Annotated in this window: 12 protein-coding genes; 10 read left to right on the plus strand and 2 right to left on the minus strand. The window is 59.7% G+C overall.

What is annotated here, in order from left to right; all coding sequences use genetic code 11:
• The 9 genes from ACLD9W_RS10575 to ACLD9W_RS10615 all read left to right on the plus strand — a co-directional run.
• Positions 1 to 229: hypothetical protein (locus ACLD9W_RS10575; RefSeq protein WP_410841980.1), on the plus strand; the 229-nt coding region annotated here is incomplete at its 5' end.
• Positions 222 to 1,019 (plus strand): ABC transporter permease, encoded by a 798-nt coding sequence (locus ACLD9W_RS10580; RefSeq protein WP_410841981.1) that lies wholly within the window; start codon positions 222 to 224, stop codon positions 1,017 to 1,019. The genes ACLD9W_RS10575 and ACLD9W_RS10580, both read left to right, overlap by 8 nt.
• Complete coding sequence (locus ACLD9W_RS10585; RefSeq protein ID WP_410841991.1) at positions 1,019 to 1,711, plus strand: ATP-binding cassette domain-containing protein; 693 nt, start codon at positions 1,019 to 1,021, stop codon at positions 1,709 to 1,711. Before ACLD9W_RS10580 ends, ACLD9W_RS10585 begins: the two co-directional genes overlap by 1 nt.
• A gap of 253 nt (positions 1,712 to 1,964) precedes the next feature.
• Positions 1,965 to 3,071 (plus strand): NnrS family protein, encoded by a 1,107-nt coding sequence (locus ACLD9W_RS10590; RefSeq protein WP_410841982.1) that lies wholly within the window; start codon positions 1,965 to 1,967, stop codon positions 3,069 to 3,071.
• 70 nt (positions 3,072 to 3,141) lie between these two features.
• Complete coding sequence (locus ACLD9W_RS10595; protein WP_410841983.1) at positions 3,142 to 4,185, plus strand: NAD(P)H-dependent flavin oxidoreductase; 1,044 nt, start codon at positions 3,142 to 3,144, stop codon at positions 4,183 to 4,185.
• Positions 4,186 to 4,332: 147 nt separating this feature from the next.
• On the plus strand, positions 4,333 to 5,961 hold the full coding sequence (locus tag ACLD9W_RS10600) for an ABC-F family ATPase (RefSeq protein WP_410841984.1): 1,629 nt from the start codon (positions 4,333 to 4,335) through the stop codon (positions 5,959 to 5,961).
• A 153-nt stretch (positions 5,962 to 6,114) separates the two neighbouring features.
• The gene (locus ACLD9W_RS10605; protein WP_410841985.1) at positions 6,115 to 6,951 is read left to right on the plus strand and encodes a GTP-binding protein; all 837 of its coding nucleotides are present in this window, start codon (positions 6,115 to 6,117) and stop codon (positions 6,949 to 6,951) included.
• A 238-nt stretch (positions 6,952 to 7,189) separates the two neighbouring features.
• Positions 7,190 to 7,579, plus strand: coding sequence for a bleomycin resistance protein (locus tag ACLD9W_RS10610; protein WP_410841986.1), 390 nt, complete (start codon positions 7,190 to 7,192; stop codon positions 7,577 to 7,579).
• A gap of 111 nt (positions 7,580 to 7,690) precedes the next feature.
• The gene (locus tag ACLD9W_RS10615) at positions 7,691 to 8,206 is read left to right on the plus strand and encodes a GNAT family N-acetyltransferase (protein WP_410841987.1); all 516 of its coding nucleotides are present in this window, start codon (positions 7,691 to 7,693) and stop codon (positions 8,204 to 8,206) included.
• A gap of 292 nt (positions 8,207 to 8,498) precedes the next feature.
• On the opposite strand, the gene ACLD9W_RS10620 is transcribed toward ACLD9W_RS10615, so the two are convergent.
• Together ACLD9W_RS10620 and ACLD9W_RS10625 are read right to left on the minus strand one after the other, a co-directional pair.
• The gene (locus ACLD9W_RS10620) at positions 8,499 to 9,824 is read right to left on the minus strand and encodes a CAP domain-containing protein (RefSeq protein ID WP_410841988.1); all 1,326 of its coding nucleotides are present in this window, start codon (positions 9,822 to 9,824) and stop codon (positions 8,499 to 8,501) included.
• A gap of 243 nt (positions 9,825 to 10,067) precedes the next feature.
• Positions 10,068 to 11,318 carry a D-alanyl-D-alanine carboxypeptidase family protein gene (locus ACLD9W_RS10625; protein ID WP_410841989.1) on the minus strand — a complete coding sequence of 417 codons (1,251 nt, stop codon included), beginning with the start codon at positions 11,316 to 11,318 and terminating at the stop codon, positions 10,068 to 10,070.
• Between the two features lie 193 nt (positions 11,319 to 11,511).
• Here ACLD9W_RS10625 and ilvA point away from each other — a divergent pair, with 193 nt between their 5' ends.
• Positions 11,512 to 13,035, plus strand: coding sequence for a threonine ammonia-lyase, biosynthetic (gene ilvA, locus ACLD9W_RS10630; RefSeq protein ID WP_410841990.1), 1,524 nt, complete (start codon positions 11,512 to 11,514; stop codon positions 13,033 to 13,035).
• Positions 13,036 to 13,190 lie beyond the last annotated feature (155 nt).

Raw genomic sequence — 13,190 nt, forward strand, 5'->3', positions numbered from 1 at the left:
GCCGTCTGAAACCAAAAGGCCGTCTGAAACCAAAAGGCCGTCTGAAACCAAAAGGCCGTCTGAAACCAAAAGGCCGTCTGAAACCAAAAGGCCGTCTGAAACCCTTGCGGGCGGTAGTGTAAAGTGGTATTTACAATACCCGCCCGACACAATCCCAAACCCATCTTTTCAGACGGCCTTCCGCCTTCGAGGCCGTCTGAAAGCCGCAAACCGCAAAAGCCATGATTAAAACCGACAAAATCCGCAAGCCCCAGCCCGTGTTGTTTTACATTGCCGACTACCTTTGGAGCGGCTTTGCGGGCTTGGGCGTGGCGATGGCGGCGGTGGCCTTGTGGGCGTGGGGCAGCGCGGTGTTCGGCGAATTTATGCTACCCGCGCCATCGGCCGTGTTTGCGCAATCATTTGAATTGTTAAAACAATTTCAAGCGGCCGAATTGGGCGTGTCGCTGTGGCGCGCGTCGGCAGGCATCGGCATCGCGCTGGTGGCGGGCGTGTCTGCCGGTTTGCTGGCGGGGCGGTTTAAAACGGCGATGGCGCTGCTCAAACCGCTGATTACGGTATTGCTGGCGATGCCGCCGATTATCTGGGTGGTGATGGCCTTGTTTTGGTTCGGCTTCGGCAATCCGAGCGTGCTGTTTACCGTGATTATTCTGGTCGCGCCGCTTACCTTTGCCAGCGCGGCGGCGGGCATGGCCAGCGTGGACAAAAAAAACGAAGAATTGTTCGACGCTTACCGCTTAGGCCGTCTGAAAAAAATCCGCTATTTGTATGTGCCGCACCTTACGGGCTATCTGCTCTCCAGCATCAGCGTGGCGGTGGCGATGGGCGTGAAAGTGGTGATTATGGCCGAACTGTTGGGCGCGAGCGAGGGCATCGGGGCGCGGATTGCCGATGCGCGGGCGATGCTGGAAACCTCAAGCGTGATGGCTTATGTGGTCTTGGTGATTGCCTTTGTGTCGCTGTTTGAATACCTGTTTGTCAAGCCTTTGGAAATTTTGTTTATGCCGTGGAGACGATGATGCTGGTGTTGGAAAACCTGCGTTTTGAAATCCTGCGCGATGCGGTGGTGCGCGATTTTTCGCTGACGCTCAATGCGGGCGAAGTGAAAACGCTGTTCGGCCCCAGCGGCTGCGGCAAAACCACGGTGTTGCGTTTGGCGGCGGGTTTGGAAACGCCCAAATCAGGCCGTCTGAACAACACTTTCCGCAAAACGGGCTTTCTGTTTCAGGAAAACCGCCTGTTGGACAACCTCACCGCGATGCAGAATATCGCCGTGTTTATGGAGCGCGCCGACGAAGCGTCCGTGCTTGCGCTGGCGGAAAAAGTCGGCCTCGCAGCAGGCGATTTGAACAAATATCCGTCCGAATTGTCGGGCGGCATGGCCAAGCGGGTGGCGTTTTTGCGGCTGATGCTGTGCGGCTGCGATTTGGCCTTGCTGGACGAACCTTTCGTCGGCCTCGACCGCGATTTGCGCGAGGTGTTGGCGGCGATGCTGGTGGAAAAAATCGAGCGCGAAGGCTGGGCGTGTTTACTGGTTACGCACGACCGCTTCGAGGCCGCCCGCCTGAGCCGCGAAATCATGCTGCTCGCGCCCAAAGGCATGGGCGTGGAAAAAACCATTTTCCTGCCCGAGCCGCTGTCTTCGCGCGATTCGGCCTACGAAGAAGCCGCCGTGGCGCGGGAATTTGGCGGCGTCCGCTACTATGAGTAGTCCCGTCATTCCGCCCGCCGCCGTTCAGACGGCCTCTGTCTTTTTCTAGGGGCTGTTTACAAACCAATTGCAAACAGCCCCTAAAGGCAGCCTGAAAACAAAATATCGGGTATCGTCCTATCGGTTTTTACCATTCGTCAAATATCATTGTTATAGTGAGTCAAAATAAAAAAGATACAAGGCAGCAAGCCGCAGGTTTTTGTGTGGACTTGCTATAAAACACCTGATCGGCCATACCAGCAAAGGTTTTAACTTGAACACCTGCAACCTGTTTTTCACCCATCCGATGCGCCCGTTTTTCACGGCGGCGGCAGCGGCGGCCGTGTTCGGCGCGGCTTCGTTTTTTCTGCGTGCCGACGCGGTATTGTTTCACCGCCTGGTGTTTTTGCAGCTGCTGCCTGCAGCGGCGTATAGCGGATTTTTATTAACCGCCGTGCCGGACTGGACGGGCTACACAGGCCGTCTGAAAAACATCGGCTTCGCGCTTTTTGCGCCGCTGCTTTTCGCCGCCCTTGCGCTGCCGTTTTGGCCGCAGGCCGCCGCGTTTGCCGTGGCCGCGTGCTGGTGGCTGCTGCTTGCGTTTTGCACATATTGCGTATGGCGCGGCCGCAATACCGACAATTTCGCCATCCTGCTGCTGCTTCTGCTGTTTGCCCTCGTTCAGACGGCCTATGCATCAAGCGGCAATCCCGCGCTTTTACGCAGCCTGATTCATCTCAACATCGCCGCCGTGATGCTGGTTTCCTTCCGCGTCAGCGTCGTTTTGGGCGCGGAGGCACTCAAATCATGCCGTCTGAAAGACCCGGTGTTCATCCCCAATTTCGTTTACAAAAACATGGCCATCCTGTTTCTGCTGCTCTACGCCGCCGCCGAGCTGCGTCTGCCTGCCGAAGCGGTGGGATTCGGCGCACTTGCCGTCGGCTTTGTGATCCTGGCCAAGCTGCGCGAGCTGCACCATTGGGAACTGCTGCGCCGCCACTACATCGCGTTTTACTACCTTATCCAGCTCTCCGCCGCCGCAGGCTATCTGTGGCTGGGCGCAAACACGCTGCTTGGCAAACCGCAGGGCGCGCCGCTGCACCTGATTACCCTCGGCGCGATGCTCGGCGCCATCATGCTGGTTTTTCTCACCGCCGGCCTGCGCCACAGCGGCTTTGTCGGGCTGGATTATCCCAAGCCCGCCCGCGCCGCCTTCGCCTGCCTGTTTGCCGCCGCCCTCTGCCGCGCCGTATTGTCGGCATGGCATCCGCTGTTTTTAATAACTGTACCCGCCGCGCTCGTTGCCGCCGCGTTTACGCTGTATCTGTATTGCTTTATCCCGATTTTTCGGGCAAACGCCTTTACCGACGACCCCGAATAAAGGCCGTCTGAAAAACGGTTTTCGCTTTTCAGACGGCCTCCATCCCCCAAGCGAAAACAAAGGAGAACCCATGTCGAAAATCCTCTCTTCTCTGAAATACCCGATTGTCCAAGCGCCGATGGCCTTTGCCCACGATACCGCGCTGCCCTTGGCCGTGTGCCGTGCAGGCGGTTTGGGTTCGCTGGCCGCCGCGATGTATGCGCCCGACGCGCTGGCGGCGGCGCTGCAAACCATGCGCGACGAAGCGGGCGCGATGCCGTACAACGTGAATTTTTTCGCCCATCGCACACCGCACGCCGACGAAGCGCAGCATGCGGCCTGGCTGGCGGTGTTGCAGCCGTTTTTTGCGGAATACGGCCTGACGCAGGCCGACATTCCCGCAAGCGGCGGACGGCAGCCGTTTGACGAGGCCGCGCTGGCGCTGGTCGAGCAATACCGCCCACCCGTCGTCAGCTTCCATTTCGGCCTGCCGCCGCAGCCTATGCTTGAACGCGTGAAAAACACGGGCGCAGAGGTTTGGGCGAGCGCCACCACCGTGGCCGAAGCGCGCTGGCTGGAAGGGCAGGGCGCGGACGCGGTGATCGCACAGGGCTGGGAAGCGGGCGGCCACCGCGGCTGGTTTCTCGACAAAGACCCAAACGGCCAAAGCGGCCTGTTTGCCCTGCTGCCCGCCATTGTCCGCGCGGTGAAACTGCCCGTTGTCGCCGCAGGCGGCATCGCCGATGCGGCGGCGGTGCGCGCGGCTGCGGACTTGGGCGCGGCGGCGGTGCAGGCGGGTACGGTCTTCCTGCTCTCTGACGAGGCGTTAACCAAACCCGCCCACCGCGCGGCGATACAGGCCGCGCAGCCCGAGGATACCGCCGTCAGCAATCTGTTCAGCGGCGGCGCGGCTCGCGGCATCGTCAACCGTTTTATGCGCGAAGCCGGGCCGGCCAACCCCGCCGCGCTGCCGTTTCCGCTGGCAGGCGCGGCGGCGGGCGCATTGCGTGCGGCGGCCGAAGCGCAAGGCTCGTTTGACTTCACGCCGTTTTGGGCGGGGCAAAACGCCGCCCGCTCGCAAGAAGGCAGCGCGGCGGAAATCGTTGCGCGGCTGGCCGAGGGACTGCGGCGCTGAGGCCGTCTGAAAACAAAAAACGGCAAAAGGCCGTCTGAAAACGCCGCGCGGCTTTCAGACGGCCTTTTTCAGACGGCCTTCCCCGTTATGCTACAATCCGCCCATTTTTGATTACGCAAATTAACAGAAACAAAAGGATTCAAAAACATGATCTCCACCAACGGCATCACCATGCAGTTTGGCGCCAAGCCGCTGTTTGAAAACGTATCCGTCAAATTCGGCGAAGGCAACCGCTACGGCCTGATCGGCGCCAACGGCTCGGGCAAGTCCACTTTTATGAAAATCCTCGGCGGCGATTTGGAGCAGACCGCAGGCGAAGTCGCCATCGAACACGGCGTGCGCTTGGGCAAGCTGCGCCAAGACCAGTTTGCCTATGAAGACATGCGCGTGCTGGATGTCGTACTGATGGGGCACACCGAAATGTGGGCGGCAATGACCGAGCGCGACGCGATTTACGCCAATCCCGAAGCCACCGAAGACGACTACATGAAAGCCGCCGACTTGGAAGCCAAGTTTGCCGAATACGACGGCTACACCGCCGAAGCGCGCGCGGCAGAATTATTAAGCGGCGTGGGCATTGCTGAAGAACTGCACAACGCCACCATGAGCGAAGTCGCCCCCGGCTTCAAACTGCGCGTATTGCTCGCCCAAGCCCTGTTCTCCAAACCCGACGTGCTGCTGCTGGACGAGCCGACCAACAACTTGGACATCAACACCATCCGCTGGCTCGAAGGCGTGTTGAACCAATACGACTCCACCATGATTATCATCTCGCACGACCGTCACTTCTTGAACGAAGTCTGCACCCACATGGCGGATTTGGACTACAACACCATCACCATCTACCCGGGCAACTACGACGACTATATGCTCGCCTCCGCCCAATCGCGCGAGCGCGCCCTGAAAGACAACGCCAAAGCCAAAGAAAAACTGCAAGAGCTGCAAGAATTTGTCGCCCGCTTCTCCGCCAACAAATCCAAAGCCCGCCAAGCCACCAGCCGCCTGAAACAGGCGGATAAGATTAAAGCCGAAATGGTGGAAGTGAAACCTTCCACCCGCCAAAATCCGTATATCCGCTTTGAAACCGACGAGAAAAACAAGCTGCACCGACAAGCGGTTGAAGTGGAAAACCTTGCCAAAGCGTTTGACAAAACCCTGTTTGAAAAACTGGGATTTATTTTGGAGGCGGGGCAACGCCTCGCCATCATCGGCCCCAACGGTGCGGGCAAATCCACGCTGCTGAAACTCTTGGCAGGCGCGTACAACGCCGAGTATTCAGACGGCCTCACGCCCGATGCAGGCAGCATCAAATGGGCAGAAAAAGCCCACGTCGGCTACTACCCCCAAGACCACGAAAACGACTTCGACGTGGAAATGAACCTCACCGAATGGATGCGCCAATGGGGTCAGGAAGGCGACGATGAACAAGTCATCCGCGGCACGCTGGGGCGTTTGCTGTTCGGCAGCAACGATGTGGTTAAACAAGTGAAAGTACTCTCCGGCGGCGAAAAAGGCCGCATGCTTTACGGCAAGCTGCTGCTGTTGAAACCCAACGTGCTGGTGATGGACGAACCCACCAACCACATGGACATGGAAAGCATCGAATCGCTCAACATGGCGCTGGAAAAATACAACGGCACACTGATTTTCGTCTCCCATGACCGCCAGTTCGTCTCCTCGCTCGCCACGCAGATTATCGAGTTGGACGGCAAGGGCGGGTATGAGCATTATCTGGGCGATTATGAAAGCTATTTGGAGAAGAAAGGGCTGGCATAAGGCCGTCTGAACGGTAAGGCAGCCTGAAAACGCGGGAAACGGTTTTCAGGCTGCCTTTGTTCTAACCCATCTGCCCATAAAAATGGCTATCCGGCAATTTTCAGGCTGCCTCAAACAGATTGGAAAAAAGAAAAACAGATAGGAAACTTTGCCATGAACTTAACGTCTTTTCTAAGTAGTGCCTTGCTCTCACTGCTACTGGTCGGATGTTATCCGAGCAAAACGAGAGACGAAAAACCGGCTGACGCACTGTCCAAAACTGCACAAAATAGCGGTCGCATCGTCTTGCTGGGCGACGAACTCCGCAAAAGCGTTCTGCCCGATTGCATCGCTCAAAACATCTGCCCAGCTGACAGCGAATCCATGTTTCTGCTGCCGCCATCACAAGCCACCGCCGCCCAAGCTGCCGATACCGCGCAGCATGCCGCACTCGGTGTGTTGGTTGTCGATTCCGCAACCGGACCGCTGCCGGTTACCCGCGAGCATATCTTGGTGGCGCGGCAGGCCGATGTGCCGAAGCTGGCGGTGCTGTTCAGCCAAAGCGATGCGCTGGACGACAAAGACCTCCTGGAACTCGAAACCATGGAAATGCGCAATCTGCTCGACACCTATGAAATGGATGGCGAGCATGCGCGCATTTATGTCGGCGATCAGGGTTTGCAACAGCTGCTGGCCGATGCCGCCGCGCTGGCACCGCGGCCGCAGCCGTCTGCCCCGCTGGCAGACAGCCGCAGCCTGCACGGCTATATCTACAACCTGAGTCGTGTAGAAGGCGGCCATGCGCTGTCGGCAGGCGACAGTATGGACATCTGGATAGGCGGACAGACGGTGCGCTGCAGACTTGTTTCGCCGCAAAGCGTAGCCGACGGTGAAACGCCCGAAGTGCGGCTGGAAACCGAAAAGCCGCTGGTGGCCACCGAAGGCCAGCGTTTTTTGCTGCAGCAAAACGGTAGGTTGATTGCCGCCGGCGTGATAGCGGACGCCGAATAAACCGTGTCGGCGTAAAGGCAGTAAGCGTAGGGTTCAGAAACAAGCAAACATCGAAATCTACCGCCCGCTGACCCAAAGCACCTATCCGGTCAACGGCATTGCAGAAGCAAGCGTAGCGTGGGTCATGCGTAGGGTGTGTCGCCCCTGCGACGCACGCGTTCTATGCAACATCCGCCACCCGCTCCAAAGGCCGTCTGAAAGGTTCAGACGGCCTTTTGTGTAAACAAAGGAATCCGCTATGAATTTCAACAAACTAATCCCCGAACTGTCCGTTTTCGACATCGCGCAAACCAAAGATTTCTACGAAAAACTCGGTTTCCAAACCGAATACGAACGAACAGACGAAAACTTTGTGTTCATGTCGTTTCAAGAAAGCCAGTTTATGTTTGAGCAAATCCACGAACAAGGCTGGAACACGGGCGAGCTGGCCTATCCGCTGGGGCGCGGCATCAATTTTTCCATCGCTGCCGACGATGTCGAAGCGCTCTACGAAGCGGTGAAACAAGCCGGCATCGAAATCTACCGGCCGCTGACCAAAAGCATTTATCAGGTAAACGGCATTGATGAAGCGCAAATCGAGTTTCTGATTCAAGATCCGAACGGGTATTTGCTGAGGTTTACCAATTAGGCAAGGCATGGGACGGATTCGAGCATCCGGCCTGGCACAGCAATCCTTTCAGAAACGCCATCCCCGCGCAGGCGGGGACGGCTTCAAAGCCACCTGTACGAAAGCAAACCCATGAACATCACCCTGCGTATCCCCGCCGAACACGACGCGGCCGCCGTTACCGCCCTGCTGGACGAACTCACCGCCGCAGGCAGCGACACCGACGGCTTTTGGCATGGCGCCGACACCTTTATCTATACCGACTGGCTCGCCGCCTGCCGCGAAGCCGCACACGGGCGCGGTCTGCCCGAAGGCTTTGTGCCGTATGTCCAATATGTTATGTTCGCCGATAACGGGCAGGCCGTCGGCTTTTTAAACCTGCGCCTGCAACTGAACGATTTTCTGCGCGAAATCGGCGGCCATATCGGCTACTGCGTCCACCCCGCGCAGCGCGGCAAAGGCTACGCCAAACAAGCCCTGCATCAAGCCATAAGCGAAGCCCGCCGCCACGGCATCGGGCGCCTGCTGGTTACCTGCCGCAGCAGCAACCCCGCCAGCCGCCGCGTGATCCTCGCCAACGGCGGTGCGCTCGAAGACATCCGCGACGGGCTCGAACGCTATTGGATAGACAGTGCAAAGGCCGTCTGAAAGCGAAGCTTCAACGAAGTTAAAACCTTTCAGGCTGCTCCAAACAGGCGACAGGCCGTCTGAAACACATTATCGGGTTTTCAGACGGCCTCAAATCATCAGGGTGCGTGTAACGTGTGCCGCATAGCTGCGCACGCGGTTTTTGCCACACCTGTCGCACGGCAGAGGCAGGCGGTTTCCGTTCTGCGTCAGCCACGCGGCAAACGGTTTGAACGCGCCAACCAAAAGGCCGTCTGAAAAGCTGCCGCTTCGTTGAAGCTTCGCTTTCAGACGGCCTGTTGTTTCCGGCGGTTTATTGTACGAGCAGGGCGGTTTCGCCGGTGTTGCCGTAGAGGGGTTTGACGCGGACGCCGCTGCCGCGTTTGCCGCTGACGGAGACGATGAGGCCGTCGTATTCGCCGGTGTAGGTGGTGATTTCGGCGCCGCCGTATTCGCGGAAGCTGATGCGGCTGCAATCGGGGCGGCAGGTTTGCGCGGGCCAGCGCAGGTAGTAGCTGCGGCCGGATTCGACGGCGAGGTTTTCGCCGCCTTTGAGGTTGAAGTAGGGGTAGTCGGGTTTGCGGGTGCGGAAGCTCCATTCGGCTGTGTGTTCTTTGATGTCGCCGTCGTTTTCCCAGTCGGGCAGGCGGTAGCGGAAGACGGCGCGGTAGGCGGTGTCGTAGGCGAGGGGGTCGAGGGGGAAGAGGGCGAACTGGTAGGGGGTCAGGCGTTTGTTGGGGTCGGTTTCGGCGGTGAGCAGGCGGGTGTTGCCGATTTTTTCTTTGCCTTTGAAGAGTTCGAAGGAGATCATTTGGGGTTCTTCGCCGCCTTCGGCGAAGGCGATGCTGACGGGGTTGCCGCTGTATTCGCGGTCGGGCAGGGGGTTGGGGGTTTCGTTGGAGAAGACGGGGGAGGCGAGTTTGCCGACGGGGTAGACGGTGTAGTCGGGGATGTTGAGTTTGAGTTCGTCTTGGTAGAAGATAGCGCCGTTGCGGCAGAGGTCGGAGTAGTAGGAGCGGCTTTCGTCGGCCTCTTCTTCGCTGCGGTTGAGGCGGCACAGGCGTTCGGCGTCGCGCCGCCCCTGGTTGATGACGAGGGCGTGGCGGTTGTTGTGTGTCGAGTAGGCGATGCCGGCTTCGTCGGCTACGGGGTCGAGCAGGGAGAAGCGGTGGTAGATGGCGGTCATGAGGCCGTCGATGTATTGGTGTTGCAGGGCTTGCTCGCCCATGGGGGCGGCGTGTGCACCGGTGCTGAGGTTTTCTTGTACGCCGAGGTAGAGGTAGCCGGTTTTTTCCACGCGTTCGTCGAGTTCTTTGCCGGTGTAGAGGGGGCTGTCGGCGTGGTTTTCGTCGTGCATGTCTTCGGGGTAGTCGTTGAGGTAGCGGGCGTGGTTGGCGGCGGAGCGGGTGAGTGCGTCGGAGCGGGCGAAGGGGTCGAGCCCGGCTTCGCGGCGCAGCAGGTTGAGGTAGCCGAGGGCGTCGAGGCGGGCGTGGGGTTTGCCGTCGTGTCCGCTTTGGGCGGACAGGGTGGGCGGTGGCGGGCGTTTGGTGAGGCTGACGGCGGCGTACATGAGGGCGGCCAGCAGGGCGATCCAGATGATGAGGGCTTTGAGGGAACCGGGGATGGAGGGGGCGCGCATATTATTCGAGGATGTAGAGGCCGACGGCCAGGGTGGCGACGGTGAGGCAGAAGAGGAGGATGACGGAGATGACGAAGCGTTTCATGTGAGTCCTTGGGGCCGGCGGCGTTTTGGGTTCGGTCGGTTTGTTTTGCGGGCTTTATGCGGGTTCCGAAATGGCGCAACGCCCGGGCTTTCAGACGGCCTCGGGCGGATACGGAGCTGCGGCGGTATGCGGATACCGCCGCAGTGTCTGTGTGCGGTTTATTCGTCGGCGAACATGTTTTTAAACCACAGTTTGATGCCGTCCCACAGGCGGCCGAAGAAACCGGCTTCTTCCACGGCTTCGAGTGCGACGACGGGTTTTTCGGCCAGCACTTTGCCCTCGTAGGTGATTTTCAGCTTGCCCAGCACCTGGCCTTTTTCCACGGGGGCGATAACGGGTTGGACGGTTTCCAGCACGGTTTTCACTTTCGCGCCTTCGCCGTGCGGGATGGTGACGTAAACGGGTTCGGCAAAGCCGGTGTCGACGGTGTCTTTCTGTCCTTTGTAAATCTGCACGGGGGCGACGGCTTTTCCGGCGTCGTAGGCTTTGGGCGTGTCGAAGGCTTGCAAAGCCCAGTTGAGCAGCTTGCTGCTCTCGCCGGCGCGCGATTCGATGCTGTCGGCGCCGACAACGACGGAAACGACACGGCGGCCGTTGCGTTTGCTCGATGCGATGAGGTTGTAGCCCGCGGTGTTGGTGTGGCCGGTTTTGAGGCCGTCGACATTCGGGTCGCGGTAGAGCAGCAGGTTGCGGTTGGGCTGCTCGATGTTGTTGTATTTGAAGGACTGCATCGAATAGATGGGGTAATACTTGGGATAGTCTTTGATGATGGCGGCCGAGAGGATGGCAAGATCGCGCACGGTGGTGATGTGGCCGTCGCCCGGCAGGCCGGTGGCGTTCATGAAATGGGTGTTGTTCATGCCCAAGCGCTTGGCTTCGGCGTTCATCTGTTTGGCAAAATCCGCTTCGCTGCCGCCGAGGGCTTCGGCCAGGGTGACGGCGGCGTCGTTGCCCGACTGGACGATCAGGCCTTTGAGCAGGTCGCCGACGGAAACGGGTTTGCCCGCGTTGAGGAACATACGCGAGCCTTCGGCGCGCCAGGCGGTTTCAGACGGCGTGAGCATATCCTGCGCTTTGAGTTTGCCGTTTTCGAGGGCTTTGAAGGCGAGATAGGCGGTCATCAGCTTGGTGAGCGAGGCGGGCTCGACGGGTTTGTCCAAGTCTTTGCCGGTGAGAATCTGGCCGCTCTGCAAGTCTTGCACGAGGTAGGCGGCGGCGGCAATTTCGGGTGCGGACGAGGGCTGCGGCTTGGGCTCGGGCGGCAGAATGTCGGGTTCGGACGCGGCCTGTTCGACGGGCGCGGCGGCCGCGGGTTTGCTTGATTTGTGGCGGTGTTTGGCGGCATAGGCCGTCTGAAAAGAGAGCGAGGCACAGAGTGCCAGCACGGTGAGGGATACGGTTTTTTTCATAATGATGCGGCAGGAAGGGCGGAGGGATTGGAAGGCTGCGGCAGGCCGTCTGAAAAGAGGGGGCGGCGCGCCGCGCGGAATGTGCGTAAAAAAAAGGCGCATTATACCCACGAGCCCCGCGTTTGCTAACTTTTTCTTGCGTTCGCCCTGACGCGCGGGTATGGTTTTACCTTTCGTAAAATAACTTAACATCATGAGCACCCTGCCGCATTTCGACTACCTCACCCGCATCCTCACTTCCTCCGTTTACGACGTTGCCGCCGAAACCCCGCTCGAACCCGCCCGCAGCCTGTCCGGCCGTCTGAACAACACCGTCCTGCTCAAACGCGAAGATTTACAACCCGTGTTTTCCTTCAAAATCCGCGGCGCCTACAACAAAATGGCCGCGCTCGACGCAGAAGAGCGCAAACGCGGCGTCATCACCGCCAGCGCGGGCAACCACGCCCAGGGCGTCGCCCTCTCCGCGCGCAAACTCGGCTGCGAAGCCACCATCGTCATGCCCGAAACCACGCCGCAAATCAAAGTCGACGCCGTGCGCGCCCTCGGCGGCAAAGTCGTCCTCAAAGGCACGTCCTACAACGACGCCTACGACCACGCAACAGAGCTTGTCGCCCAAAGCGGCCTCACCTACATCCCGCCCTTCGACGACCCCGACGTCATCGCGGGGCAGGGCACCATCGGCATGGAAATCGTCCGCCAGCACCCGCAGCCCGTCCATGCCGTCTTCGTTCCCGTCGGCGGCGGCGGGCTGGCGGCGGGCATTGCCGCCTTTATCAAACACGTCCGCCCCGAAATCAAAGTCATCGGCGTCGAAACCCGCGACGCCTGCGCCATGAAAAAATCCATAGACGCAGGAGAGCGTGTCGAACTCAAAGACGTCGGCCTCTTCGCCGACGGCACGGCGGTGAAACTCGTCGGCGAACAAACCTTCGCCCTCTGCCGCGACCTGCTCGACGAAATTATCCTCGTCGACACCGACGACATCTGCGCCGCCGTCAAAGACATCTACGACGACACCCGCAGCATCACCGAACCCTCCGGCGCCCTCGCCCTGGCCGGCCTCAAAGCCTACACCGCCCGCGAAGGCTGCACCGGGCAGACCCTGATCGCCGTCAACAGCGGCGCCAACATGAACTTCCACCGCCTGCGCCACGTCTCCGAGCGCAGCGAACTGGGCGAAGGCAACGAAGGCATCTTCGCCGTGTCCATCCCCGAAGAGCCCGGCAGCTTCCTCAAATTCGTCGACCTGCTGGGCAACCGCAGCGTCACCGAATTCAACTACCGCTATGGCGACGCCGCCACCGCCCACATCTTCGTTGGTATCCAAACCACAGGCGCCGCCGACCGCGCCGCCATCGCCGCCGGACTGGCCACCGCAGGCTTCCCCGCCACCGACCTTACCGACGACGAAACCGCCAAAATTCACATCCGCTACATGGTCGGCGGCCGCAGCCCGAACGTGCGCCACGAACACCTCGTCAGCTTCGAATTTCCCGAACGCCCCGGCGCCCTGCGCCACTTCCTCAGCCACATCAAAAGCGGCTGGAACATCACCCTCTTCCACTACCGCAACCACGGCGCCGACTACGGCCGCATCCTCGTCGCCATCGACGTGCCGCCCGAGGACAACGCCGCCTTCGCCGCCTTCCTCGACAGCGTCGGCTATCCCTACGAAGACCAAACCGGCAACGCCGCCTACCGCCTGTTCCTCGGTTGAACCCTGCTGAGGCGATTCGCAAAAAGGCCGTCTGAAAAACCTGCGGAGCAGGTTTTTCAGACGGCCTTTTCAGACGGCCTTTTCAGACGGCCTTTTCAGACGGCCTTTTCAGACGGCCTTTTCAGACGGCCTTTTCAGACGGCCTTTTCAGACGG

This window comes from Neisseria sp. WLZKY-1, from assembly GCF_046546535.1.
Taxonomy (GTDB): domain Bacteria; phylum Pseudomonadota; class Gammaproteobacteria; order Burkholderiales; family Neisseriaceae; genus Neisseria.

What these genes read in the sequence shown, in the direction of transcription:
- ACLD9W_RS10580 (WP_410841981.1), top strand. Translation starts at nt 222, where the DNA reads ATGATTAAAACCGACAAAATCCGCAAGCCCCAGCCCGTGTTGTTTTAC.
- ACLD9W_RS10585 (WP_410841991.1), top strand. Translation starts at nt 1,019, where the DNA reads ATGCTGGTGTTGGAAAACCTGCGTTTTGAAATCCTGCGCGATGCGGTG.
- ACLD9W_RS10595 (WP_410841983.1), top strand. Translation starts at nt 3,142, where the DNA reads ATGTCGAAAATCCTCTCTTCTCTGAAATACCCGATTGTCCAAGCGCCG.
- ACLD9W_RS10600 (WP_410841984.1), top strand. Translation starts at nt 4,333, where the DNA reads ATGATCTCCACCAACGGCATCACCATGCAGTTTGGCGCCAAGCCGCTG.
- ACLD9W_RS10605 (WP_410841985.1), top strand. Translation starts at nt 6,115, where the DNA reads ATGAACTTAACGTCTTTTCTAAGTAGTGCCTTGCTCTCACTGCTACTG.
- ACLD9W_RS10610 (WP_410841986.1), top strand. Translation starts at nt 7,190, where the DNA reads ATGAATTTCAACAAACTAATCCCCGAACTGTCCGTTTTCGACATCGCG.
- ACLD9W_RS10615 (WP_410841987.1), top strand. Translation starts at nt 7,691, where the DNA reads ATGAACATCACCCTGCGTATCCCCGCCGAACACGACGCGGCCGCCGTT.
- ACLD9W_RS10620 (WP_410841988.1), bottom strand. Translation starts at nt 9,824, where the DNA reads ATGCGCGCCCCCTCCATCCCCGGTTCCCTCAAAGCCCTCATCATCTGG.
- ACLD9W_RS10625 (WP_410841989.1), bottom strand. Translation starts at nt 11,318, where the DNA reads ATGAAAAAAACCGTATCCCTCACCGTGCTGGCACTCTGTGCCTCGCTC.
- ilvA (WP_410841990.1), top strand. Translation starts at nt 11,512, where the DNA reads ATGAGCACCCTGCCGCATTTCGACTACCTCACCCGCATCCTCACTTCC.